The sequence below is a fragment of the Variovorax sp. YR634 genome, assembly GCF_900106655.1.
GTDB lineage: Bacteria > Pseudomonadota > Gammaproteobacteria > Burkholderiales > Burkholderiaceae_C > Variovorax.
Window position 1 is genome coordinate 72,843 of sequence record NZ_FNOL01000025.1, and the last position, 22,299, is coordinate 95,141.

Below are 22,299 nucleotides of genomic sequence, written 5' to 3' on the forward strand. Positions count from 1 at the left end.
CCCGCGACAAACGCTCGGAGACTCCTGTGCGGCTCAGATCCGCGCCTCGATCGGCACGAACTTCACGTCCTCGGGGCCGGTGTAGTTGGCGCTCGGACGAATGATCTTGTTGTCGACGCGCTGCTCGATCACATGCGCGGCCCAGCCGCTGGTGCGCGCGATCACGAACAGGGGCGTGAACATCGCGGTGGGCACGCCCATCATGTGATAGCTCACGGCGCTGAACCAGTCGAGATTGGGGAACATCTTCTTGGCCTCCCACATCACCGACTCCAGCCGCTGCGCGATGTCGAACATCTTGGTCGAGCCGGCTTCGTCGGACAGCTGCCTGGCCACGCCCTTGATCACCACGTTGCGCGGATCGCTCACCGTGTAGACAGGGTGGCCGAAGCCGATCACCACCTCCTTGGCCTCCACGCGGCGGCGGATGTCAGCCTCGGCTTCGTCGGGCGAGTCGTAGCGCTTCTGGATCTCGAAGGCCACCTCGTTGGCGCCGCCGTGCTTGGGGCCGCGCAGCGCGCCGATCGCGCCCGCGATGGACGAATACATGTCGCTGCCGGTGCCGGCGATCACGCGCGCGGTGAAGGTCGAGGCGTTGAACTCGTGCTCGGCATACAGGTTCAGCGAGGTGTGCATCGCGCGCACCCAGGCCTTGGAAGGCTTCTCGCCATGCAGCAGGTGCAGGAAGTGGCCGCCGATGGAGTCGTCGTCGGTCTCCACGTCGATGCGCTTGCCCTGCGTGCTCCAGTGATACCAGTACAGCAGCATCGAGCCGAGCGAAGCCATCAGGCGGTCTGCGATGTCGCGCGCGCCGGGCAGGTTGTGGTCGTCTCTCTCGGGCAGGATGCAGCCCAGCGCGGAGACGCCGGTGCGCATCACGTCCATCGGGTGGGCGCCGGCGGGCAGGCTCTCCAGCGCGTCCTTCACGTTCGCCGGCAGGCCGCGCATGGCCTTCAGGCGTGCCTTGTAGGCCTTGAGCTCGGCACGCGTGGGCAGCTTGCCGTGCACCAGCAGGTGGGCGATTTCTTCGAATTCGCAGACCTCGGCGATGTCCAGGATGTCGTAGCCGCGGTAGTGCAGGTCGTTGCCGGTGCGGCCCACGGTGCAAAGCGCCGTGTTGCCCGCGGTCACACCCGACAGGGCGACGGACTTCTTGGCCTTGAAGCCGGCCGGGGCGGCGATCTCGGTCGTGGGGGTCATGAGGGTCGTGGTGGTCATGCGGTTTCCTTGTCCAGATAAGAGCGATCGATGGCGGCGGGGCGGCCGGCGGCATCGACCGCCACCATCTCGAACACGCCCTTGAGGACTTCTTCCGCTGGAACGCCCGGCACGTCGGCCAGGCCGGTCACGCACACGGTCATCGAACAGCGGCCGATGCGGCTGACCCATCCGCGCAGGACGAGCTGATAGCCCACCGGCACGGGCGAGAGAAAGCTGACGCTGGTCACCTCGGCCATCACCACTTCGCGCTGCGCCAGGCCGCGCGCCGCCAGGAAGGCCGCCTTGCTCATGAGCTGCAGGCCCTGGCCGGCGAAGAGCGTGCCACGGTGATTGGCATGCACCGGCAGCACCAGTTCGCGGAGTTCTGTTGTTCCAACGGGTGTCGTCATGGTTTGCAATCTACGCAGAAAGCAACGACTGCAGAAGGACTGAAAGGGCGAACTCCTGCGAACGGGAGCAGGCAGATTTGCGAATGCTGCGAAGTTCAGCGACTGAGCAGGTAACGAAGCGCGCGGTTCCGATGGGAACCGGACTGACGCCGATCCTCACCGAAGCGGTGTCGGTGGCCATCGATACGCCTGTTGCATGACCGCGTGTAATATCCGCGCGCGCAGCGCCATCGGCTGCTTCACAAGCCAGTCTCGGGCGAGAGGTGTGGATCATGAAACTGTTGTTGGTGGAGGACTCGCCCAAGCTGCGAGCCGCTCTCGTGAGGGGGTTGACGCATCTCGGGTTCGTGGTCGAAGAAGCGCATGACGGACCCACGGGCCTCTGGGCTGCGGAAAATACGCACCCCGATGTCGTGGTTCTGGACGTCATGCTGCCCGGCTTCGATGGCATCGAACTGCTGCGCCGCATGCGCGCCAGGAACATCGCGACGCCGGTGCTGATGCTTACCGCCCTGGCCGAGGTCGAAGATCGGCTCAAGGGCTTCGAGGCAGGCACCGACGACTACCTTCCCAAGCCCTTCGACTTGCGGGAGCTGGCAGCGCGTGCGCAGGCTCTCGTGCGCAGGGTGTCGGCCTGGGCACATCCGGTGATCGTGCTCGGCGATCTTGAAATCGACTCCGCGCGCTGCGAAGTGCGGCGCGACGGCGCAACCTTGCCGATGCGCCGCCGCGAGCGTGCGTTGCTGGAGTTGCTGGCATTGAGCGGCGGCAAGGCGGTGTCGCGTCAAACGATCGAAGCCAAGCTGTACGCCGGCGACAGCGATCTGCGCAGCAACTCGATCGAAGCGGCGGTCTCGCAGTTGAGACGCTGGATCGATGTGCCGGGACAGCGCTCGCGCATCGTCACCCTTCGCGGCGAAGGTTATCGGCTCGAGCGATGAGCGGCGGCTCGATTGCCGGCCGCCTGCGCCGCGACATCGTCGGCGCGCTGCTGCTGTCCTCGCTGGTCACGTTCGCGCTCCTGTATCTGATCGGGCGTGGCCAGTACATGCACGATTTCGAACAGGCGCTGCAAGACGACGCGCGCGCGATCTCCAACATCACGCAGTCCTTCCCCGACGACGATGTCTACGTCAACATCCAGCCGGACGCGCTGCCCGGGTTTCAGGCCAATGGAGACCGCTTCTTCCAGCTGTGGGATGCGAAGAGCCTGCAACCGCTCGACCACTCGCCGTCGCTTGAGGCGCTGGGATTTCGATTCGAGCGTCCGAATCCCGTCAGCGCCGTGCCCCGACGCTTCGAAACGCGGCTGCCTGACGGCCGCGAGGTAAGCCTCGTCGCCGTCGAATTCCTCGCAACCTGGGGACTGGAAGAGGACGTTCTGCAACGCACCGGCCAAACCATCAACGATCACGAGGTCCAACTGCTGGTCGGTCGCATGCGGCAGGAACTGGATACCTCGCTGTGGCGCCTGGCTGCGGTCTGCGCCGCGGGCGCCCTTTTCCTGCCGCTGCTGGCCGCCGCGGTGTTGGCGCTGCGCGTGCCGCACGCGATGCGGCCGCTCAGCGAACTCGGGCGCGAGATCGAGCAGCGCAACCCCGACGATGTTCGGCCATTTGCCGCCAGCGAGGTGCGCGAAGTGCAGCCGTTCGTATTGCGGCTGAACGAGCTGATGGCACGCATCGCGGGTGTCCGGCATCGCGAACGCCAGTTCCTGGCCCATGCGGCCCATGAACTGCGCACGCCGCTGGCGGAACTGCATGCCACGGCGGACGTGGCCCTGCTCAGACCCGACGATCCGAGCGGCCATGTCGAGGCGCTCGAGGACATGCGCGCCGTGACACGCAGAGCCGCCCGGCTGGTCGATGCGCTGTTCCGCCTGGCACGCCACGGACGGGAGGGGCCGAAGGTCCTGCACCCCACGAGACTGGAAGCGCTCATTGCACAGGCCGTGAACCAGGCCGCGCCAGCGAGTCTGCAGCGCGAGCTTGAGTGGCGGCTCGAAGGCGCGGAGGATGCCTGCGTGATGGCGGACCCGGTGTTGCTTCGTGCGTTGCTCGACAACCTGGTCGGCAACGCCATCGCCCACGCACGGGCGGGGACGATGGTGCTCGTGCGCTGGCGTGGCGGCGATCCAGCCAGTGTCGAGTTGTGCAATCTCTGCGAATCGGAGCCGGCGCAGCATGGCACTGGGGAGCACCTCAGCCACGGCCTGACCGTGGCGCAGTTGTATGCCTTGGCCTTGAGCGCCGAACTGCAGACTTCGCGAGAGGGCGAGCGGTTCACGGCGCGCATCAGATTCGCATCAGCTTGCCTCGATAAGCTGTGATTCCATGAACATGCTCAACACAGCCACCCCGGTCCTTGCGGGGTTCCTGCTTTGCGCCTGTGGTGGAGGAGGCAATGCCGCTCCTGCAACCAACGGCATTTCGCCTCCTGCGGGCGCCCCGGTCAATCCTCCACCGACGGTCAGTTCCGGCGTGCCGCCAGGCTATGCCCTTGTCTGGGCGGATGAGTTCGCCGGCAGCGGCCTGCCGGATCCAGGCAAGTGGAGCTACGACACCGAAGCCAACGCGACCGGTTGGTACAACAACGAACTGCAGTACTACGCGGCAGAGCGCCTGGAGAACTCCAAGGTGAGCAACGGCGCACTTGTCATCACGGCACGCAAGGAAGCGCTGACCTCGGCGCCCGACTATGGCCGCCAGGCCTACACGTCCGCGCGCCTGATCACTCGTGGCAAAGCGAGCTGGACCTACGGGTTCTTCGAGGTTCGAGCCAAACTGCCATGCGGCCAGGGCACATGGCCCGCCATCTGGATGCTGGGAACGAACAACACCCCCTGGCCCGCCAACGGTGAGATCGACATCATGGAACAGGTGGGAATGAAGCCGACAGAGATCACCGGCACCGTTCACACGGCCTCCACGGCGGGTACGGCCGGCAACGGAGGCATGACCCAGATCGCCGACGCGTGCACGAACTTCCACAACTACCAGTTGACGTGGGCTGCGGACAGCCTGTCGATCGGCGTCGACAGCGTGCCCTATTTCACCTACAGGAACCCGGGCGCGGGCAAGGCCAGCTGGCCGTTCGACGGCCCGCAATACTTGATCCTCAACCTGGCCATTGGCGGCGACATGGCTGAGGCAGTCAACGACAGCATCTTTCCGGTGCAAATGGAAGTGGCGCATGTGCGGGTCTACCAGAAGCAGTGATCGGCGTCTGGCTCGCATGCTGGCGCTCTGTGTCGTGCCGGTGTTGCTGGCGGCCTGCGGTGGGAGTGGCGGCACGGCGACCGACCCACCTGTCGCAGTGGTGGATGGTCCGAGCGACCTCGCCAATCCGACCAGCAAGGAAATCGCAATGAAGCTGGTCTCCAGTGCGGAGAACTCCACCCTGGACCGGCGGGCCCAGTTGCCCGAGTTCCGTGCCTTGCAGGACAGGGAGCGCGACCGCGTGTACTTCGATCCCGCCGTGTCGATGGCCAAGGATGACGGACTGGGGGCGCTGGGCCAGTTCATCTACTACGACGCCGCGGTCATGCATGGGCGCGGCAAAGGGCCGTTCACGCTGGACGGCATCCGTGCCACCGCCATGGCACGCGCCGGAACGCCGAGCCGCGGCGGTAGCGAGGTCATTTACCTGAACGCCTTTCTCGATGCCCGCGTGGTCGCAATGAAGAGCGAGCCGGTACACCAGGATGTGAGTCGCATCGAAACCGCGCAGCGTGTCTTCCTGCGGCAAGGGAACCTGGGCCTGCGCCCGCCGCTGAACTGGAAGGTCTATGGCGATTCCTACACGATTGCCACCACCCGCAACGCCGTCGGCCAGGGCGACGCGGCCACACACTGGAGCGCACGCAGGCTGGCATCGCATTTGGGCCTGAGCGCCACGACCATCCGGCGGATGTGGCGGCGCAATGTGTTGGTGCAGAGCGGAAACTGAGTTGCTGAAGTGATGGCGCCGTGCGCGCAAAACGAGCCGCTTCGGAGGGAATGAGTGCCGGCGTCGGCCAGCGGACCCATCCCGCCGAGCACGCCCATCCGCCGTGGTGCGGCCATCACGCGGCGGCTCCGTCGCGCCACGCCAGCGCAAGCCGGGCCGAGAGCTCAGCCGCCGCCTCGCACGGGTCGACCACGGGCACGCCCACCGCGGCTTCCAGCGGGGCGCGCAGCTCGGCCATGCCGGCGCAGCCGAGCAGCACGACGTCGGCGCCGTCCTCGTTGACCAGCAGGCGGGCCGCCGCGATCATCGGCGCCAGCGCGTGGGCGGCGTCACCCGACAGGTGTACTGGCAGGTCGAGCGGTCGTTCGGCCACCACGTGGTCGTGCACGCCCAGCGCCTCCCAGTAGCGCAGGTGGCGCTCGATGGCGGCACTGGCGATGGCGATCACGCCCACGCGGTGGCCGCGCGCCATGGCAGCGCGCATGCCGGCTTCGCCCAGGCCGATGACCGGCCGGTCGCAGCGGGCGCGTGCTGCGGCCACGCCGGGGTCGCTGAAGCAGGCCAGCACGAAGGCGTCGGCCTCGGCCGCGTGCGCAGCCACCTCGTCGGCCGCGATGCGCGCGCCGTGCTCGAAGTCGTCCTGCGTCACGATGCCCGGCGGGCCGTCGTGCGCGGTGATGCAGTCGAAGGCGCATTGCGTCGGCGGCACGGCGGCGCGGAAGGCGCGCGCCACGGCCTCCGTCACGGAGGCGCTGCTGTTCGGGTTCAACACTCGCACGCGCGGAGGGGCGGCGAGCGTGTTCATGCCTTGTCCTTCCCCCAGGCCAATCAGTGCTTTCAGCACATGGCCGTGCGGGCGTTGCGCGGCGGCGACCGGTGCACGGCGCGTCAGGTCCGGTGCGCCGCGGCGCAGGTAGTGGCCGCTGCCGCGCTCGGCATGCAGCGTGTCGTTCTCGACCACCACGCGGCCGCGACTCACGACCACCTCGGGCCAGCCCTGGATGGTGCGGCCCTCGTAGGGCGTGTAGCCGGCGTTGTCGTGCAGCATCGCGGCGGTGATGGTGGTCTCGCGCTCGGCGTTCCACACGGCGATGTCGGCGTCCGCGCCCAGGGCAATCGCGCCCTTGCGCGGTGCCAGGCCGTAGAGCTTCGCGTGGTTGGTGGCCGTGAGCGCCACGAACTGGTGGATGTCGATGCGCCCCTTCAGGAATCCTTCGCTGAACAGCAGCGGCATGCGCAGCTCGATGCCCGGTACGCCGTTGGCCATTTCCTTTAAGGTGGTGGCGTCGCCCTTGGGCACCTTGCCGGTCTCGTCGAAGCGATAGGGCGCGTGGTCCGACGAGTAAGTGGCCAGCGTGCCGTCGATCAGGCCGCGCCAGATGGCCTCCTGCGCATCGGCATCGCGCGCGGGGGGCGAGCAGCAAAACATCGCGCCCTCCAAGCCCGGGCGGTCCATATCGGCGGCGGTCAGGAACAGGTACTGCGGGCAACTCTCCGCCAGCACGTTGGCGCCCAGGGTCTGGGCCTGGCGGATCACTTCCACCGTGTCACCGCCGGCCACGTGCACCAGCAGCAGCGGCACGTCGACCAGCCGTGCCAACGCGATGGCGCGATAGGCCGCCTCGGTCTCGGCCAGCGGGTCGTGTGCCACGCCATGGAACTTGGGCGCGGTGTGGCCGCGGTCGATCAGGCGCTGCGCGATCCAGCGGATCATGTCGTTGTTCTCGGCATGCACCATCACCAGCGCACCCTCGGCTCGCGCCAGCGCCAGCACGTCGAGCAACTCGTAGTCCTCGAGCTTCATGCGGTCGTAGGTCATGTAGACCTTCAGCGAGGTGATGCCGTCGCGGATGGCCGCGGGCAGATCCGTCGAGAGCGTGGTGGCGTCGGGGTTCGCCAGGATCAGGTGGAAGCCGTAGTCGATCACCGCCTTCTCGGCCGCGCGCCGGCTGTAGTCCGCCAGCACCTCGGGCACCGACATGCCCCGGTGCTGTGCCGCGAACGGCACGATGGTGGTGGTGCCGCCGAACGCGGCGGACACCGTGGCCGAGTAGAAGTCGTCGGCGCACATCATGCCCATGCCCGAACGCTGCTCAACGTGGCAATGGCTGTCGATGCCGCCCGGCAGCACCCAGCGGCCGGTGGCGTCCACGTCGCGCAGGCCCGGTGGCAGCGAGCCCCCGATGGCCGCGATGCACCCGTCGCGCACGCCGAGGTCGCCCTCGACCACGCGGCCGTCGGTGACGATGCGCCCGCCGCGGATCGTCAGGTCGAAGCGTTCTTCGCCGATCAGCGAAGCGATGGTGGTTTCCATGAGGGGCTCCGTGCGCGCGTTCAGACCAGTGGCTCGCCCGCGCCCGTGCGCTCGACGATCAGGCGGTAGTGCTCGGGGCGGCGGTGCTTGGCGAAGTTGAAGACGTGCTGGCGGAAGTGCTCGCCCAGCGACATGTCGGCTTTCACGCAGATCACCTCGTCCTCCTCGGTGAGCGAGCGCGCCACGATCTCGCCCGTGGGCGCGACGATGGCGGAGCTGCCGATCATGTGGTGGCCGTCCTCCGAACCGCACTTGGCGGCCGCGGCCACCCAGATGCCGTTCTGGTACGCATTGGCCTGCAGCGACACCAGGTGCGTGGTGGTGCGCAGGTGCACCGGCTCGTTCCAGTGGATGTTGAGCGAAGGCGTGTTGTAGCCCAGCACCACCACTTCCGCGCTCTGCAGCGCCATCACGCGGTAGGTCTCGGGCCAGCGCCGGTCGTTGCACAGGCACATACCGAAGCGCGTGCCCATGGTGTCGAACACGCGAAAGCCCAGATCGCCGACCTCGAAGAACTTCTTCTCCAGGTGCTGGAAAGGAGCGTCAGGCTTGTGCTCGGAGTGGCCCGGCAGGTGGATCTTGCGGTACTTGCCGACGATGGCGCCCGCGCGGTCCACGATGATCGCGGTGTTGTAGCGCGTGCCCTCGGGCGTGCGCTCCGCGTAGCCGAGGTAGAAGCCCACGCCGAGCTTCTTCGCTTCGTCGAACAGCGGCTGGACCTGCGCGCTGGGCATGGCCGGCTCGAAGAAGCGGGCCTCGGCCTCGGCCTCGTCCATCCAGTAGCGCGGGAAGAAGGTGGTGAGCGCGAGTTCGGGGAACACGACCATCTCGGCACCGCGGCCCTTGGCGTCGCGCATCATCTCGACCAGGCGGCGCACGACCGCCTCGCGGGTGTCCGACAGGTGCACTGGGCCCATCTGGGCGACGGCCAGGCCCAGGGTACGTTTCGTTGTCATGATTGCTTCCTCAGTTAGCGTTGGTGGTTGTTCAGGGGGCGCCTCAGGCGGCCTTGGGGTTCGGGCGGCGATGGCGTCTTTCCAGGCGCCCCAGCAGAACGACCAGCGGCCACAGCAGCGCGAGATAGATCAGCGCGGCCAGCACGATGGGCGTGGGGTTGTAGAGCATCGATTGCGCGGAACGCGCGGCGTACAGCATCTCGGGCACCGACACCACGCTGGCGATGGTGGTGAGCTTCACCACCTCGATCATGTTGCTCACCAGGTCGGGGAACACGTTGCGCACCGCCTGCGGAATCTCCACGCACAGCAGGCTGCCCAGGCGGCCCATGCCGGTGGACAGCGCTGCCTCGCGCTGGCCGCGCGGCACCGACTCCAGACCCGCGCGCAGGATCTCGCCGAAGTAGCTCGAGTTGTTCAGCATGAAGCCCAAAGCCACGCAGGCCATGGGCGAGAGCTCCATGCCGAGATAGGGCAGCCCGGTGTACAGGAAGATCAGCAGCACCAGCGGCGGGAACGCGCGGAAGAAGTCGATGTAGACCACGAGCAGCGCGCGCACCAGCCGGTTGCGGATCACGAAGCCAGCCAGTGCCAGCGCCATGCCGGCCGCCAGCCCGAGCGGAATCACCCAGGCCGACAGCAGCAGCGTGTTGAGCAGGCCCCGCAGGATGTAGGGCGCAACCTCGCGCACCACGCCGAGGTTGAAGAAGTACTGGAGGATGAGTTCCATTGGGGGCTCCGTTCGGCGGCTTCAGTGGCGGCCCGCACCGTGGCGCCGTTCGATGTAGCGCCCGGCGACGACCACAGGCAGGAAGATCACGAGGTAGCCCAGCGCGCCCAGCATCAGCGGCGTGGGGTTGCCCGCGAAGCTGGTGGCCGAGGTGGCCTGGTTCAGGATTTCATTCAACGCGGCCACCGAGCCGTAGGCCGTGCCCTTGGTGATGGCGATCACGCGGTTGGTCAGCGGCGCCACCATCAGCCGGCACGACTGCGGCAGCAGCACGTGCACCATGGCTTGCGTGTGGCTCAGGCCGGTGGAGCGCGCGGCCTCCATCACGCCGCGCGGCTGCGATTCGATGCCGGCCCAGAACACCTCCTCGGAAAAGGCCGCGAGCACCAGCGCCAGTGCCAGCCAGGTCGAGGCGAAGGCGCCCAGCGACACGCCCAGGAAGGGCAGCGCGTAGTACAGCAGGATGATGAGCACCAGCGGCGGCAAGGCGCGCAGGATGTCCACCAGCGTGGACACCAGCAGCGGGAGCCCGCGCACCGGCAGGCTGCGCAGGTAGGCCAGCACGATGCCCAGCGCCAGGCCGGCGGCGATCACCGCCAGACCCAGCTCGATCGTCACGCGCGCGCCGTCCAGCACCTGGGGCAGGTAGCGCGCGGCGATGTCGCCGTTGAAGAAGGTGAAGACGAGCTTGTCGAACTGCATGCGGCGTTCCCGTTCGGGCGCTCAGAGCGCGCGGCTGCCGATGCTGGCAATGAAGGCCTCGGTGCGCGCGTGCGCCGGCGCCTCGAACACCTGCGCGGGCGAGCCCTGCTCGACGATGGCGCCGCCGTCCATGAACACCACGCGGTCGGACGCCGCCTTGGCGAAGCCCATCTCGTGCGTCACCACGACCATGGTCATGCCGTCGGCGCGCAGCTCGCGCATCACCTGCAGCACGCCGCCGACCATCTCGGGGTCGAGGGCGCTGGTCGGCTCGTCGAACAGCACCAGCGCGGGCTTCAGCGCGATCGAGCGCGCAATGCCCACGCGCTGCTGCTGGCCGCCCGACAGCTGCGTGGGGCGCACGCGTGCCTTGTGCTCCATGCCGACGCGCGCGAGCGCCTCCATGGCGGTGTGCTCGGCCGCGTCGCGCGCCATCTTCTTGACCTTGCGAAGCGCCAGCGTCACGTTGCTCAGCACGTCGAGATGTGGGTAGAGGTTGAACGCCTGAAACACCATGCCCACGCGTTCGCGCAGCCGGTTCAGGTTGGCGCCCGGCGCATAGATGTCGTGGCCTTCCACGCGCACCTCGCCGCGGCTCGCGTCTTCCATGCGGTTGCAGCAGCGCAGCAGCGTGCTCTTGCCCGAGCCCGAGGGCCCGATCACCGAGACCAGCTCGCCCGCCTGCACGTCGAGGTCGATGCCATTGAGCACGGGAACGCTGCCATAGGATTTGTGCAGGTTGCGAACTTGCAGGAGCGAAGGAGACGTCACGGCGGTGGTCGGTGAAGGGGGGCGGGATGGCGGGGCGAGCAGCGCGCGCCGCTTACTGGCAGACGGGCTTGGCGGTGGTCGCTTCGTAGCCGAACAGGCCCGGGATGCCATGGCCGGGCGGCGAGACCACCGTGGCCGAGTCGGCCGCCGGCGCGGCGCCGAACCATTTGGTGTGCATCTTCTGCAGCGAGCCGTCGAGCTTCATGCACTTGAGCACGTTGCTCACCTGATCGCGCCCGGCCTTGTCGTCCAGGCGGAACGGAATGGCCCACACGGAACCGGTCTTGATGATGAAGGTGGTCTTGATGGCAGGCGTGCTCTTCACGGCCCAGGCCGAGGGCGTGACGCCCGCGAGGTTGGCGTCGCCGCGCCCGGAGATCACGGCCTGCACCGCGTCGGCGTTGGTGCCGTACACGGCGATCTCGTAGCCGTACTTCGCCTGGTTGTTGCGCGCCCATTCCTCGGGGCCCGAGCCCTTGTTCACGGCGATGGTCTTGCCCTTGAGGTCCTCCAGGCGCTGGATGTCGTCGCGCTCCTTCTTCATGACCAGCGTGAAATTGTTCTCCAGGTAGCCCTCGGTGAAGAGCACCGACTTCGCACGCTCGGGCGACACCGTGGTCGGCGCCATCAGGAAGTCGAACTTGCCCGCGTTGAGCGCGGGAATCAGCGCCGAGTACTGCGCGCCCTCGATCTCGATGCGCCGGCCGAGGCGCCGCGCGATTTCTTCGCCGAGCTCGACGTTGAAGCCCTGGTAGCCACCGCTGAGCTTCGGGAACGCATGCGGCGGAAAGTTGGGATCGATGCCGGTGCGCAGCGGCGTGGTCTGGGCGACGGCGGTGCCGACGGCAAAGGCGAAGGCCAGGGGCGCCAGCAAGAGCTTGAGGTGAGGGGGCATGGGCTTTTCTCCAGAAAAAATCGCAAGCGGGACGGCAGGGTTCGCGGGGAGCGAGCTGCACCGCAGTGGCGTGCTGCGGCGATGCGATGAATTATTTCGAGGTAAAAAAGCGGCGTCGATTGATGCTTTGTGCGGCGTCGTTGCACGTGTGTTAACACCTGGCCCTGGGCTGGTGCGCCATGCCGATGCGTGCCCATATGTGTGCAAGGCGCATGCTATTGGGGTATTCCCTTGCGAGGGGAGCGAGGCAGGGCGATCAGCCTTCCTGAGCTTGCGGCGCGGCGAGTCCGCGCTGCATCAGCACGCTGCGCAAGGTACGCACGAAGGCTTCGGCGGCGGGCGAGAGCGGGTCGGTACGCAAATGCACGAGGTGTGCGACCAGCGGCTCGAGTCCTTCCACGGGCAGGATGCGAAAGCGCGCGTCAGACCATGCCTGCAGCGAGAACTCATCGACCAGTGCGATGCCCGCGCCCAGGTGCGTGAGTGCGCATGCGTTCTGCGGCGAGCCGACTTCGAGCATCGTGCGCGGAGCGTCTTCCAGCGGCGCGAAGAAGTTGCGCACCAGCTCGCCGAAAGGCGTGCCGCGCGGGTACGACATCAGGTCGTGCGCCAGCAAGTCCTGGGCGCCGACCGCGTTGCGCGCGGCCAGCGGATGGGTGTGCGGACAGATGCACACGATGCGGCAACGTGCGACCGGCATCGTGATGAGGTTCGGATGGTCCACCGCCTCCAGCGAAATGCCCAGGTCGAAGTGGCGGCTCAGCAGGCGCTCGCGCAGGAGGTCCTGGTTGAGGCACTTGAAATGCACGCGCGTCTCGGGGTTGGCCTGGTGGTAGTGCGCGATGGCCATCGGCACCAGCATGTGCCCGATGCCAGGGCTGGACACCACGCTGACAAGGCCCGAGCGGCGGGCCATGAGTTCATGCGTGAGATCGCTGATGCGTTGCACGCCCTGGTACACATCCTCGACCTCGTGGTACAGGCGACGGGCCTCGGCGGTGGGCGACAGTCGGCCCTTGATGCGGATGAAAAGCGGAAAGTTGAGCTGGGTCTCGGTGTGCGAGAGCACCCGGCTGATGGCGGGGACCGACACATGCAACAGGCGGGCGGCATCGCTCACCGAGCCGGTGGCCATGATGGCCCGGAACACTTCGATTTGACGCAGGTTCATGGTGCAGAACTTTAGCGCCGCAGTTTTCTTGCGCGTCTAGGATCTTTGAAATGGGTTGAACTCTATTTCTTGATGATCGGTAAAGTACCGGGCAATTTTCTGAACTCTATTTGTTTGTTTTGAACTCCATCAGCTTCGACCTCACCCGCTTCGACGCCGCCATCGTCGACCTCGACGGCACCATGGTCGACACGCTCGGCGACTTTGCTGCGTCGCTGAACCGCATGCTCGACGACCTCTCGCTGCCGCATGTGGCGCCTGCCGCCATCGAGACGATGGTGGGCAAGGGCTCGGAGCACCTGATTCATTCCGCGCTCGTGCATGTGATGGCGCCAGATGCTGCTGCCGATGCGAAGGCACAGGCCTTGTTCGACCGCGCATCGGAGCGCTACCAGCACCACTACCTCGCCATCAACGGACAGCACTCGGCGGTGTACCCCGGCGTGATCGACGGGCTGAAGGCACTGCGCGCAAGCGGCCTGCGGCTGGCCTGCCTCACCAACAAGCCGACGTCGTTCGCAAAGCCCTTGCTGGTCGACAAGGGCCTCGATGGTTTCTTCGAACTGGTGTTTGGCGGCGATGCCTTCGAGCGCAAGAAGCCCGATCCGATGCCGCTGCTGAAGACCTGCGAAGCGCTGGGCACCACGCCCGCGCGCACGCTGATGGTCGGCGACTCGAGCAACGACGCGCGCGCCGCACGCGCCGCGGGCTGCCCCGTTGTGCTCGTGACCTACGGCTACAACCACGGTGAGCCGGTGCGCGGCGTCGATGCCGACGGCTTCGTCGATTCGCTAGCCGAGCTTGCTCCGGCTGCGTTGCGGTAGCGGCCCTTCTTATTGCTTGCCGAGCAGCGCGTCCTTCAGCTTCCAGTCGGCCGGGTTCGGCCCCAGCCAGATGCGCAGCAGCGCATTGAAGAAGGCCGGCTCCTTCACCGGGTCGGGCTGAGGCACGCCGCGCACCGTGATCACCGTGCCGGTGCCGGGAAGCCAGTCGATGGTGAAGGTGTCGCCGGTTTTCAGCTGTTTCTGGTCCGCGAACATCTGGCCCATGCGCAGCAGGCCGGGAATGAGGTTGACCATTTCGCTCTTGGGCGAGTTGTCTTCCACGCCCTTGGTGAAGAGCTTGCCGAGTTCGTTCGCGTCGATGTCGCGCAGCATGGTGATGGCCACGCGCTTGGGGCCCGGCGCGGCCAGGGCCTCTTCGGTGGTCGACACCTTCTTGCCCACGTACAGGCCGGCCGTGTAGACCTTGAAGATGGCCTTGTAGCGGATGCCCGCGCCATTGAGCACCAAAGGGCTGCCGCGCAGATCCATCTGGTCTTCCAGCTTGACGCCGGCCACGTCGATCTGCGCGGCCGAGGCGCCGAGGGCGGCAGTGGCGAGGCAGGCAGCCAGGGCGAGGCGGGAGAAGAGCACGGCCGGGAGCGAGAGAGCGGTCAACGGAGTCTCCTTGGAATTTTGCGAACGGTCGTGCGAATGTATCTTTTTGTTTTACGTTCCCGGCTTCGGGGGAACCCTGAAAGCGGCCATGAAGGCGACCGTTGCACGCTTTGGCGTTTTCGTGGGCTAAACTCCGCGCCTCATATGTTCGTTCATCACATCATTCAAACAGGTGAAGGCAGCCGGGGAGCCTGGCCCTGGCGTCGCCATACTTCGCTGACTGTTTGATTGCACGGCGCACGCCGTGCGCCCGCGGTTCCGAGTCGATACACACTGCGACACCGGACCACCCGTGAATGACCTTGCCGCCGGCCGAAGGAGCGCCGCAGGCAACTGGAGAACGAATCCGTGATCACCGAACTTGAATTCAAGAGCCTCAGCGCCCAGGGCTACAACCGCATTCCGCTGATGGCCGAGGCCTTTGCCGACCTCGAGACGCCTCTTTCCCTCTACCTCAAGCTGGCCCATTCGCAGGGCGGCGGCAAGCACAGCTTTCTGCTCGAATCGGTGGTGGGCGGCGAGCGCTTCGGGCGCTACAGCTTCATCGGACTGCCGGCTCGCACGCTGCTGCGTGCCAGCGGCTTCGGCGCCGAGGCCGTCACCGAAGTGGTGACCGACGGGCAGGTGGTCGAGACTGCAAAGGGCAACCCGCTCGACTTCGTGGCCGAGTACCAGAAGCGATTCAAGGTTGCGCTGCGGCCCGGCTTGCCGCGCTTCTGCGGTGGCCTTGCCGGCTACTTCGGCTACGACACCGTGCGCCACATCGAGCGCAAGCTCGAAAAGAGCTGCCCGCCCGACACGCTGGGCTGCCCCGACATCCTGCTGCTGCAGTGCGAGGAGCTGGCCGTCATCGACAACCTTTCGGGCAAGCTCTACCTCATCGTCTATGCCGATCCGAAGCAGCCCGAGGCCTATGCCGTGGGCAAGCGCCGCCTGCGCGAGCTGAAGGAAAAGCTCAAGTACTCGGTGAGCGCCCCCGTCGTGAAGCCCACGCAGCCGCATCCGCCTGAGCGCAGCTTCGCCAAGGCCGATTACCTTGCTGCCGTCGAGCGCGCCAAGGAAATGATCGCCGCCGGCGACTTCATGCAGGTGCAGGTGGGCCAGCGCATCAGCAAGCGCTACACCGAGTCGCCGCTGTCTCTGTACCGCGCGCTGCGTTCGCTCAACCCCTCGCCCTACATGTATTACTACAACCTGGGCGACTTCCACGTGGTGGGCGCTTCACCGGAGATCCTGGTGCGTCAGGAAAACACGGGCGAGGGTGAGCAGAAGATCACCATCCGCCCGCTGGCCGGTACGCGCCCCCGCGGTGCATCGATCGAGCTCGACAAGGCGGCGGAGGAAGAACTCATCAACGACCCGAAGGAGCGCGCCGAGCACGTGATGCTGATCGACCTCGCGCGCAACGACATCGGCCGCATCGCCAAGACCGGCACGGTGAAGGTGACGGAAGCCTTTGCGGTGGAGCGCTACAGCCACGTGATGCACATCGTGAGCAACGTCGAAGGCACGCTGAAAGACGGCATGACCGCCATCGACGTGCTCAAGGCCACCTTCCCGGCGGGCACGCTGACCGGTGCGCCCAAGGTGCATGCGATGGAGCTCATCGACCAGTTGGAGCCGACCAAGCGCGGGCTGTATGGCGGCGCGTGCGGCTACATCAGCTACGCGGGCGACATGGACGTGGCCATTGCCATCCGCACCGGCATCGTGAAGGACCAGATGCTGCACGTTCAGGCCGCGGCCGGCGTGGTGGCCGACTCGGTGCCCGAGCTGGAGTGGAAAGAAACTGAAGCCAAGGCGCGCGCACTCCTGCGTGCCGCCGAACTGGTCGAGGAAGGCCTGGAATGAGCACCGCACCCGATATTCAGAACGACTTCTCGCACGAGATCATCGGCGCGGCCGTCGAGGTGCAGCGCGTGCTCGGCACAGGGCTCGACGAAGGGGCCTATGCAGCTGCGCTGGCCATCGAGCTCGCCGAGCGCGAGATCGGCTTCACGCGCGACGTGGCGCTGTCGGCCAGCTACAAGGGGCGCTCGCTCGGCGAGGTGTACCGTGCGGGCTTCGTGATCGAGCAATCGGTCATCGTCGAACTCAAGGCGGTCGACGTGCTGACCGACCTGCATCGCGCGCAGGTGCTTGCCGCGCTGCGCCTGTCGGGCCTCAAGCTGGGCCTTCTGATCAACTTCAACGTGTTCCCCGTCGTCAAGGGCGTGCACCGGATTGTGAGCAAGCCATGAAACTGCTGATGATCGACAACTACGATTCCTTTACCTACAACATCGTCCAGTACTTCGGCGAGCTGGGTGCGGACGTGCAGGTGCACCGCAACGACGAGATCACCGTGGAGCAGATCGGCGAGCTGATTGCCTCCGGCGTGACGCGGCTGGTGGTGTCGCCCGGGCCGTGTTCGCCTGCTGAGGCGGGTGTTTCGGTGGCGGCCATCGAGGCCTTCGCGGGCAAGCTGCCCATTCTTGGCGTGTGCCTGGGCCACCAGGCCATCGGCGCGGCCTTCGGCGGCAAGATCGTGCGCGCGCAGCAGCTCATGCACGGCAAGACCAGCGAGATCACGACCACGCAAGAAGGCGTGTTCGCGGGTCTGCCCGAGAAGTTCATCGTCAACCGCTACCACTCGCTTTCCATCGAGCGCGAGAGCTGCCCGAAGGCACTGGCTGTCACCGCATGGACCGATGACGGCGAGATCATGGGGGTGCGGCACACCGGATTCGCGCATGACGTGCGCATCGAAGGCGTGCAGTTCCATCCCGAATCCATCCTGACGGAGCATGGCCACGCCATGCTCAAGAACTTCCTGGACTGAGCCACCATGACCGATCGCACTTCCCTCGTCGACCTGCGCAGCGACACCGTCACGCAACCCACGCCCGCGATGCGGGAGGCCATGATGGCGGCGCCGCTGGGCGACGACGTCTTCGGCACCGACCCGAGCGTCAATGCGCTGCAGGAAAAGATTGCCACGATGCTGGGCTTCGAGGCTGCGCTGCTCGTGCCCACCGGCACGCAGAGCAACCTGTGCGCGATTCTTTCGCACTGCGGCCGCGGCGACGAATACATCGTCGGCCAGCAGGCGCACTGCTATCGGTGGGAAGGCGGCGGCGCGGCGGTGTTCGGCAGCGTGCAGCCTCAGCCGCTCGACCACGCGACCGACGGCACGCTGCCGCTGGCGCAGATCGAGGCGGCCATCAAGCCCGATGACGCGCACTTCGCGCGCACGCGGCTGCTGGCGCTGGAGAACACGCTGGGCGGCAAGCTGCTGCCCTTCGAGTACGTGCAGGCTGCGACCGATCTGGCGAAGAGCAAGGGGCTGCAGCGGCATCTGGACGGCGCACGGCTCTTTAATGCCGCGACCGCGCAGGCGGCGTTGAACAAGCGCAGCGACATCCGCGCGGAGGCGCGCCGCATTGCGCAGTGCTTCGACAGCGTGTCGGTGTGCTTCAGCAAGGGGCTGGGCGCGCCCATCGGCTCGGCGCTGGTGGGATCGCGTGAATTCATAGCACGCGCACATCGCATTCGCAAGATGGCAGGCGGCGGCATGCGGCAGGCCGGGCTGCTGGCTGCGGCGGCTTCGTATGCACTCGATCACCATATCGATCGCCTGGCCGACGACCACGGATTGGCACAGCGGCTCGCACAAGGGCTCGAAGGCATCGAGGGCCTGACGGTCGAGGCGCCGCACACGAACATCGTGTTCGCGGATCTCACCGGGGCTGCGCAGGCGCGTTCGTCGGAACTGATCGCGAGCCTGAACCAGCAAGGCATCCTGGCGACGGGGCTTTACCGGTTGCGCTTCGTGACGCACCTCGACGTCGATGCCGCCGGCGTCGACCGGGCCGTCGCCGCGATCCGCGCCTTCTTCAACGCCTGAGCCCTGCGAGGACGCGATGCCTGATCTTCCCCATCTGCTCGCTTTCATCGCCGCCGGCTGGCTGCTGAACCTCACGCCCGGACCCGACGTGCTGTACGTCGTGACGAATTCGCTGCGCTCCGGCGTGCGCGCCGGCATCGTGGCGGGACTGGGCATCACGGCCGGCTGCTTCGTTCACATCTTTGCCGCCGCAGTCGGCGTCGGCACCCTGATGGCGACATCGGCGGCGGCCTTCACGGTGCTCAAGTACATCGGTGCGGCGTACCTGCTGTATCTGGGCGTGCGCATGCTGCTGTCGCGCGCGGCGCCGCCCGCGGATCTCGACACGGCGGCCGCCGATGCGGGCGGGGAGCGCAGTCTCAAGGCGATCTTTCTCGGGGGCTTCTGGACGAACGTGTTGAACCCCAAGGTCGCGCTGTTCTTCCTGGCCTTCGTGCCGCAGTTCATCGCGCCGGGCACCGACAACAAGGCGTTGGCCTTCGTGCTGCTGGGCGTGCTGTTCAACCTCAATGCCATTCCCGTCAACGTGGGATGGGCCTTGGCCGCAGGCTGGATGGCGCACCGCAGCGCCGTGCAGAAGGGCATGCACTGGCTCGACCGCGCCGCCGGCGTGCTTTTCATCGGCTTCGGCCTCAAGCTCGCGTTCACCGACGCGCCCGCCGTTCGCGTCGGCCGCTGATTCACTTTCGAGGAGACTTTCCATGATCACCCCCCAGGAAGCGCTGCAGCGCACCATCGAACACCGCGAAGTCTTCCACGACGAGATGCTGCACATCGTGCGCCTCATCATGAGCGGCGAGTGCTCGCCCGTGATGATGGCCGCGCTGATCACCGGCCTGCGCGTGAAGAAGGAAACCATCGGCGAGATCACCGCCGCCGCGCAGGTGATGCGCGAGGTGTCGACCAAGGTGCCCGTCGGGGACACGACGCACCTCGTGGACATCGTCGGCACGGGTGGCGATGGCTCGCACACCTTCAACATCTCGACCTGCTCGATGTTCGTGGCGGCCGCGGCGGGCGCCAAGGTGAGCAAGCACGGCGGTCGCAGCGTGTCGAGCAAGTCGGGCAGCGCCGACGTGCTGGAGTCGCTGGGCGTGAACATCAACCTCAAGCCCGAGCAGATCGCGCGCTCGATCGAGGAGTGCGGCATCGGCTTCATGTTCGCGCCGAACCACCATCCGGCGATGAAGAACGTCGCGCCGGTGCGCAAGGAGCTCGGCATCAAGACCATCTTCAACATCCTCGGGCCGCTGACCAATCCGGCCGGTGCGCCGAACATCCTGATGGGCGTGTTCCACCCCGACCTCGTGGGCATCCAGGTGCGCGCGCTGCAGCGGCTCGGCGCCGAGCATGCGGTGGTGGTCTACGGGCGCGACGGCATGGACGAGATCTCGCTCGGTGCCGCCACCATGGTGGGCGAGCTGAAGGACGGCGAGATCCGCGAGTACGAACTGCATCCCGAGGACTTCGGCTTCCAGATGTCGAGCAACCGCGCGCTGCGCGTGGAAACGCCCGAGCAGTCGAAGACGATGCTGCTGGGCGTGCTCGACAATCAGGCCGGCCCTGCGCTCGACATCGTGCTGCTGAATGCTGGCGCGGCACTGTATGCGGCGAACGTGGTCGATTCGGTGCAAGCGGGTGTGGAGCGCTCGCGCAGCGCCATCGCCTCGGGCGCGGCGAAGGCCAAGCTGGCCGAGCTGATCAAGGCCTCCACGACAGTCTGAGTCCCAAGAAACCGGAAACCCCAGAAGCTATGTCCGACATCCTCGACAAGATCGTTGCCGTCAAGCACCAGGAGGTGGCTGCGGCCCTGAAGCGAGCGCCGCTCGAGGCCGTGCGCTTCGATGCCGAGAGCCGCGTGCTGACGCGCGACTTCGAAGGCGCCCTGCGCGCCAAGATCGCCGCCGGGCAGGCCGCGGTGATTGCCGAAGTCAAGAAGGCCAGCCCGAGCAAGGGCGTGCTGCGCGAAGACTTCATTCCGGCCGATATCGCCCAGAGCTACGCCGAGGGCGACGGCGAGATCAGCGCGGCCTGCCTTTCGGTGCTGACCGACAAGCAGTTCTTCCAGGGCGGTGTGGACTATCTCAAGCAGGCGCGCGCCTCGTGCGACCTGCCGGTGCTGCGCAAGGACTTCATCATCGATGCGTACCAGGTGTATGAATCGCGCGCGATGGGTGCCGATGCCATCCTGTTGATCGTCGCTTGTCTCGACGATGCGCAGATGAAGGACTACGAAGCCATCGCGCGCGGGCTGGGCATGGCGGTGCTGGTGGAGGTGCACGACGCGGCTGAGCTCGACCGTGCGCTCAGGCTGAAGACGGCGCTGATCGGGGTCAACAACCGCAATCTGCGCAACTTCGAGGTGTCGATCCAGGCGACCATCGACTTGCTGCCGAAGCTGCCTTCCGATCGTTTGCCGGTGACCGAGTCGGGCATCGGCACGCGCGAAGACGTCGCCACGCTACGTGCGGCCGGTGTCAACGCCTTCCTGGTCGGCGAAGCATTCATGCGCGCCAAGGAACCCGGCGAGGCCCTCGCTGCGTTGTTCAAATGAGCCGGCCCGATCAGCTGTCGAGCAGCGATCCTGCCGACTGGCCGGTGGCGCCTGGCTGGCAGCCACTGGTTGACGATTTCTTTGGCGGTGTCGTGGGACAAAAGCTGCAGGGCTTTCTGCGCGAACGTCTCGATGCGGGAGCGGTGATCTTTCCGCCGCAGCCGCTGAGGGCGCTGGAACTCACGCCGCCGGAAGACGTGCGCGTGGTGATCCTGGGCCAGGATCCGTACCACGGGCGCGGCCAGGCCGAGGGGCTGGCGTTCTCCGTGGCGCCCGGCGTGGCACTGCCGCCTTCGCTGCGCAATATCTTCAAGGAGCTCCAGCGCGACCTGGGCACACAGCCGCCAGCATTCCCGAATCCGGGCGGCAGTCTGGTGAAGTGGGCGACGCATGGCGTACTGCTGCTCAACACCTGCCTGACGGTCGAGGAAGCGCAGCCGGCCAGCCATTCCGGCCGTGGCTGGGAGGTGCTGACGGATGCCGTCATTCGCCATGTTTCAGACGGTGCAAAACCTGTTGTTTTTATGCTGTGGGGCTCGCACGCGCAGAGTAAGCGGGCGTTGATCGACGTTAAGCGCCATAAGGTGCTGATGTCGAATCATCCGTCGCCTCTTTCGGCGTTGCGCCCGCCCGTGCCGTTCATCGGCTGCGGCCACTTCGGTGAAGCGCGTGCGTGGCGGGAGGCCCAGCGGGCGGAGGGGTGAAGTTGGGCGATAATCGTAGGCTCACACCTTGAGCAGTTTCCCCGCATCTTCTGGATGCTTGGATTTCTGAGTAGTCACAAAACCGTGCTATATTTCGAGGTTCGCCGGAGAGGTGGCCGAGTGGTTAATGGCAGCAGACTGTAAATCTGCCCTCTTACGAGTACGCTGGTTCGAATCCAGCCCTCTCCACCAGCGATGAATTTGGTTTCTAAGAGCGATTGGATTTCGCGCTTTGGGTGCCTTGAGTGCCCCCGATGCGGGAGTAGTTCAATGGTAGAACCCCAGCCTTCCAAGCTGATGACGCGGGTTCGATTCCCGTCTCCCGCTCCAGAGACTCGGTTCATTGTTGAGGCGATGTGAATTCGTAACTTTGTTACAAATGCCCTTTTGGCTCAGTGGTAGAGCACTCCCTTGGTAAGGGAGAGGTCGCGGGTCCGATTCCCGCAAAGGGCACCAGTTTTTGGGGGTTGCAACGGCAGCTTTGCAACCCATCTGCATACGTTGGAAACGTTTTTTTCGGAGTCGAAAAATGGCAAAAGGTAAATTCACCCGCACCAAGCCGCACGTGAACGTGGGCACGATCGGTCACGTTGACCACGGCAAGACGACGCTGACGGCT

At 66.3% G+C, this 22,299-nt stretch carries 24 protein-coding genes, 3 tRNA genes and 1 pseudogene; 17 read left to right on the forward strand and 11 right to left on the reverse strand.

Features of this window, described 5'->3' with window-relative positions; genetic code table 11:
* Positions 1-33: 33 nt before the first annotated feature.
* On the reverse strand, positions 34-1,218 hold the full coding sequence (gene prpC / locus BLV60_RS29160) for a bifunctional 2-methylcitrate synthase/citrate synthase (RefSeq protein ID WP_093058792.1): 1,185 nt from the start codon (positions 1,216-1,218) through the stop codon (positions 34-36).
* Positions 1,215-1,610, reverse strand: coding sequence for an acyl-CoA thioesterase (locus BLV60_RS29165; RefSeq protein WP_093058793.1), 396 nt, complete (start codon positions 1,608-1,610; stop codon positions 1,215-1,217). The genes prpC and BLV60_RS29165 overlap by 4 nt, the downstream gene beginning before the upstream one ends.
* 272 nt (positions 1,611-1,882) lie before the next feature.
* Between BLV60_RS29165 and BLV60_RS29170 the strand changes: the two genes are divergently transcribed.
* From BLV60_RS29170 to BLV60_RS29185, 4 genes are read left to right on the forward strand one after another with little or no spacing between them, the layout of a single operon-like run.
* The gene (locus BLV60_RS29170) at positions 1,883-2,551 is read left to right on the forward strand and encodes a response regulator transcription factor (protein ID WP_093058794.1); all 669 of its coding nucleotides are present in this window, start codon (positions 1,883-1,885) and stop codon (positions 2,549-2,551) included.
* The gene (locus BLV60_RS29175) at positions 2,548-3,939 is read left to right on the forward strand and encodes a histidine kinase dimerization/phospho-acceptor domain-containing protein (protein WP_093058795.1); all 1,392 of its coding nucleotides are present in this window, start codon (positions 2,548-2,550) and stop codon (positions 3,937-3,939) included. Before BLV60_RS29170 ends, BLV60_RS29175 begins: the two co-directional genes overlap by 4 nt.
* A gap of 4 nt (positions 3,940-3,943) precedes the next feature.
* Complete coding sequence (locus BLV60_RS29180) at positions 3,944-4,828, forward strand: glycoside hydrolase family 16 protein (protein ID WP_256329623.1); 885 nt, start codon at positions 3,944-3,946, stop codon at positions 4,826-4,828.
* Between the two features lie 16 nt (positions 4,829-4,844).
* Positions 4,845-5,558 carry a chitosanase gene (locus BLV60_RS29185; RefSeq protein WP_176928997.1) on the forward strand — a complete coding sequence of 238 codons (714 nt, stop codon included), beginning with the start codon at positions 4,845-4,847 and terminating at the stop codon, positions 5,556-5,558.
* A 115-nt stretch (positions 5,559-5,673) separates the two neighbouring features.
* On the opposite strand, the gene BLV60_RS34725 is transcribed toward BLV60_RS29185, so the two are convergent.
* The 8 genes and pseudogenes from BLV60_RS34725 to BLV60_RS29220 all read right to left on the reverse strand — a co-directional run bounded on the left by BLV60_RS34725 (position 5,674) and on the right by BLV60_RS29220 (position 13,097).
* On the reverse strand, positions 5,674-6,363 hold the full coding sequence (locus BLV60_RS34725; protein WP_256329625.1) for an aspartate/glutamate racemase family protein: 690 nt from the start codon (positions 6,361-6,363) through the stop codon (positions 5,674-5,676).
* A gap of 15 nt (positions 6,364-6,378) precedes the next feature.
* Positions 6,379-7,872, reverse strand: a pseudogene (gene hydA, locus BLV60_RS29190) (dihydropyrimidinase); the annotation flags it as partial.
* A gap of 20 nt (positions 7,873-7,892) precedes the next feature.
* Entirely contained in the window at positions 7,893-8,828 is a 936-nt protein-coding gene (locus tag BLV60_RS29195; protein ID WP_093058798.1) for an N-carbamoyl-D-amino-acid hydrolase, read from the reverse strand.
* A 43-nt stretch (positions 8,829-8,871) separates the two neighbouring features.
* On the reverse strand, positions 8,872-9,558 hold the full coding sequence (locus tag BLV60_RS29200) for an amino acid ABC transporter permease (protein ID WP_093058799.1): 687 nt from the start codon (positions 9,556-9,558) through the stop codon (positions 8,872-8,874).
* Between the two features lie 21 nt (positions 9,559-9,579).
* Complete coding sequence (locus tag BLV60_RS29205; protein ID WP_093058800.1) at positions 9,580-10,260, reverse strand: amino acid ABC transporter permease; 681 nt, start codon at positions 10,258-10,260, stop codon at positions 9,580-9,582.
* A 21-nt stretch (positions 10,261-10,281) separates the two neighbouring features.
* The gene (locus tag BLV60_RS29210; protein WP_256329624.1) at positions 10,282-11,031 is read right to left on the reverse strand and encodes an amino acid ABC transporter ATP-binding protein; all 750 of its coding nucleotides are present in this window, start codon (positions 11,029-11,031) and stop codon (positions 10,282-10,284) included.
* 52 nt (positions 11,032-11,083) lie between these two features.
* The gene (locus BLV60_RS29215) at positions 11,084-11,926 is read right to left on the reverse strand and encodes a transporter substrate-binding domain-containing protein (RefSeq protein ID WP_093058802.1); all 843 of its coding nucleotides are present in this window, start codon (positions 11,924-11,926) and stop codon (positions 11,084-11,086) included.
* 256 nt (positions 11,927-12,182) lie between these two features.
* Entirely contained in the window at positions 12,183-13,097 is a 915-nt protein-coding gene (locus BLV60_RS29220; protein WP_093058803.1) for a LysR family transcriptional regulator, read from the reverse strand.
* Positions 13,098-13,216: 119 nt separating this feature from the next.
* Here BLV60_RS29220 and BLV60_RS29225 point away from each other — a divergent pair, with 119 nt between their 5' ends.
* Positions 13,217-13,921: a phosphoglycolate phosphatase gene (locus tag BLV60_RS29225; RefSeq protein WP_093058804.1), complete on the forward strand. Its 705-nt coding sequence runs from the start codon at positions 13,217-13,219 to the stop codon at positions 13,919-13,921.
* A gap of 9 nt (positions 13,922-13,930) precedes the next feature.
* Here the strand turns inward: BLV60_RS29225 and BLV60_RS29230 are convergent, their stop codons facing one another.
* A complete protein-coding gene (locus BLV60_RS29230; RefSeq protein ID WP_093058805.1) occupies positions 13,931-14,536 on the reverse strand; it encodes a chalcone isomerase family protein in 606 nt (201 codons plus the stop codon).
* A gap of 348 nt (positions 14,537-14,884) precedes the next feature.
* On the opposite strand from BLV60_RS29230, the gene trpE reads away from it, so the two are divergent.
* The 12 genes from trpE to BLV60_RS29290 form a co-directional block, all read left to right on the forward strand.
* On the forward strand, positions 14,885-16,387 hold the full coding sequence (trpE, locus tag BLV60_RS29235; protein WP_093058806.1) for an anthranilate synthase component I: 1,503 nt from the start codon (positions 14,885-14,887) through the stop codon (positions 16,385-16,387).
* Positions 16,384-16,776 carry a GxxExxY protein gene (locus tag BLV60_RS29240; RefSeq protein ID WP_093058807.1) on the forward strand — a complete coding sequence of 131 codons (393 nt, stop codon included), beginning with the start codon at positions 16,384-16,386 and terminating at the stop codon, positions 16,774-16,776. The genes trpE and BLV60_RS29240 overlap by 4 nt, the downstream gene beginning before the upstream one ends.
* Positions 16,773-17,357, forward strand: a complete 585-nt coding sequence (locus tag BLV60_RS29245; protein WP_093058808.1) for an aminodeoxychorismate/anthranilate synthase component II — start codon at positions 16,773-16,775, stop codon at positions 17,355-17,357. Before BLV60_RS29240 ends, BLV60_RS29245 begins: the two co-directional genes overlap by 4 nt.
* A 6-nt stretch (positions 17,358-17,363) precedes the next feature.
* A complete protein-coding gene (ltaE, locus tag BLV60_RS29250; protein ID WP_093058809.1) occupies positions 17,364-18,422 on the forward strand; it encodes a low-specificity L-threonine aldolase in 1,059 nt (352 codons plus the stop codon).
* Between the two features lie 16 nt (positions 18,423-18,438).
* Complete coding sequence (locus tag BLV60_RS29255; protein WP_093058810.1) at positions 18,439-19,101, forward strand: LysE family translocator; 663 nt, start codon at positions 18,439-18,441, stop codon at positions 19,099-19,101.
* Positions 19,102-19,123: 22 nt separating this feature from the next.
* Positions 19,124-20,146 carry an anthranilate phosphoribosyltransferase gene (trpD, locus tag BLV60_RS29260; RefSeq protein WP_093058811.1) on the forward strand — a complete coding sequence of 341 codons (1,023 nt, stop codon included), beginning with the start codon at positions 19,124-19,126 and terminating at the stop codon, positions 20,144-20,146.
* A 29-nt stretch (positions 20,147-20,175) separates the two neighbouring features.
* Positions 20,176-20,976, forward strand: a complete 801-nt coding sequence (gene trpC / locus BLV60_RS29265; protein WP_093058812.1) for an indole-3-glycerol phosphate synthase TrpC — start codon at positions 20,176-20,178, stop codon at positions 20,974-20,976.
* On the forward strand, positions 20,973-21,680 hold the full coding sequence (locus BLV60_RS29270) for a uracil-DNA glycosylase (protein WP_093058813.1): 708 nt from the start codon (positions 20,973-20,975) through the stop codon (positions 21,678-21,680). The genes trpC and BLV60_RS29270 overlap by 4 nt, the downstream gene beginning before the upstream one ends.
* A gap of 106 nt (positions 21,681-21,786) precedes the next feature.
* Positions 21,787-21,872, forward strand: a tRNA-Tyr gene (locus tag BLV60_RS29275).
* A 64-nt stretch (positions 21,873-21,936) separates the two neighbouring features.
* Positions 21,937-22,010 (forward strand) — tRNA-Gly (locus BLV60_RS29280).
* 51 nt (positions 22,011-22,061) lie between these two features.
* Positions 22,062-22,136: transfer RNA gene (locus tag BLV60_RS29285), tRNA-Thr, on the forward strand.
* A gap of 73 nt (positions 22,137-22,209) precedes the next feature.
* On the forward strand, positions 22,210-22,299 hold a 90-nt coding region (locus BLV60_RS29290), incomplete at its 3' end, for a GTP-binding protein (protein WP_038111923.1).

What these genes read in the sequence shown, in the direction of transcription:
- prpC (WP_093058792.1), bottom strand. Translation starts at nt 1,218, where the DNA reads ATGACCACCACGACCCTCATGACCCCCACGACCGAGATCGCCGCCCCG.
- BLV60_RS29165 (WP_093058793.1), bottom strand. Translation starts at nt 1,610, where the DNA reads ATGACGACACCCGTTGGAACAACAGAACTCCGCGAACTGGTGCTGCCG.
- BLV60_RS29170 (WP_093058794.1), top strand. Translation starts at nt 1,883, where the DNA reads ATGAAACTGTTGTTGGTGGAGGACTCGCCCAAGCTGCGAGCCGCTCTC.
- BLV60_RS29175 (WP_093058795.1), top strand. Translation starts at nt 2,548, where the DNA reads ATGAGCGGCGGCTCGATTGCCGGCCGCCTGCGCCGCGACATCGTCGGC.
- BLV60_RS29180 (WP_256329623.1), top strand. Translation starts at nt 3,944, where the DNA reads ATGAACATGCTCAACACAGCCACCCCGGTCCTTGCGGGGTTCCTGCTT.
- BLV60_RS29185 (WP_176928997.1), top strand. Translation starts at nt 4,845, where the DNA reads ATGCTGGCGCTCTGTGTCGTGCCGGTGTTGCTGGCGGCCTGCGGTGGG.
- BLV60_RS34725 (WP_256329625.1), bottom strand. Translation starts at nt 6,363, where the DNA reads ATGAACACGCTCGCCGCCCCTCCGCGCGTGCGAGTGTTGAACCCGAAC.
- BLV60_RS29195 (WP_093058798.1), bottom strand. Translation starts at nt 8,828, where the DNA reads ATGACAACGAAACGTACCCTGGGCCTGGCCGTCGCCCAGATGGGCCCA.
- BLV60_RS29200 (WP_093058799.1), bottom strand. Translation starts at nt 9,558, where the DNA reads ATGGAACTCATCCTCCAGTACTTCTTCAACCTCGGCGTGGTGCGCGAG.
- BLV60_RS29205 (WP_093058800.1), bottom strand. Translation starts at nt 10,260, where the DNA reads ATGCAGTTCGACAAGCTCGTCTTCACCTTCTTCAACGGCGACATCGCC.
- BLV60_RS29215 (WP_093058802.1), bottom strand. Translation starts at nt 11,926, where the DNA reads ATGCCCCCTCACCTCAAGCTCTTGCTGGCGCCCCTGGCCTTCGCCTTT.
- BLV60_RS29220 (WP_093058803.1), bottom strand. Translation starts at nt 13,097, where the DNA reads ATGAACCTGCGTCAAATCGAAGTGTTCCGGGCCATCATGGCCACCGGC.
- BLV60_RS29240 (WP_093058807.1), top strand. Translation starts at nt 16,384, where the DNA reads ATGAGCACCGCACCCGATATTCAGAACGACTTCTCGCACGAGATCATC.
- BLV60_RS29245 (WP_093058808.1), top strand. Translation starts at nt 16,773, where the DNA reads ATGAAACTGCTGATGATCGACAACTACGATTCCTTTACCTACAACATC.
- ltaE (WP_093058809.1), top strand. Translation starts at nt 17,364, where the DNA reads ATGACCGATCGCACTTCCCTCGTCGACCTGCGCAGCGACACCGTCACG.
- BLV60_RS29255 (WP_093058810.1), top strand. Translation starts at nt 18,439, where the DNA reads ATGCCTGATCTTCCCCATCTGCTCGCTTTCATCGCCGCCGGCTGGCTG.
- trpD (WP_093058811.1), top strand. Translation starts at nt 19,124, where the DNA reads ATGATCACCCCCCAGGAAGCGCTGCAGCGCACCATCGAACACCGCGAA.
- trpC (WP_093058812.1), top strand. Translation starts at nt 20,176, where the DNA reads ATGTCCGACATCCTCGACAAGATCGTTGCCGTCAAGCACCAGGAGGTG.
- BLV60_RS29270 (WP_093058813.1), top strand. Translation starts at nt 20,973, where the DNA reads ATGAGCCGGCCCGATCAGCTGTCGAGCAGCGATCCTGCCGACTGGCCG.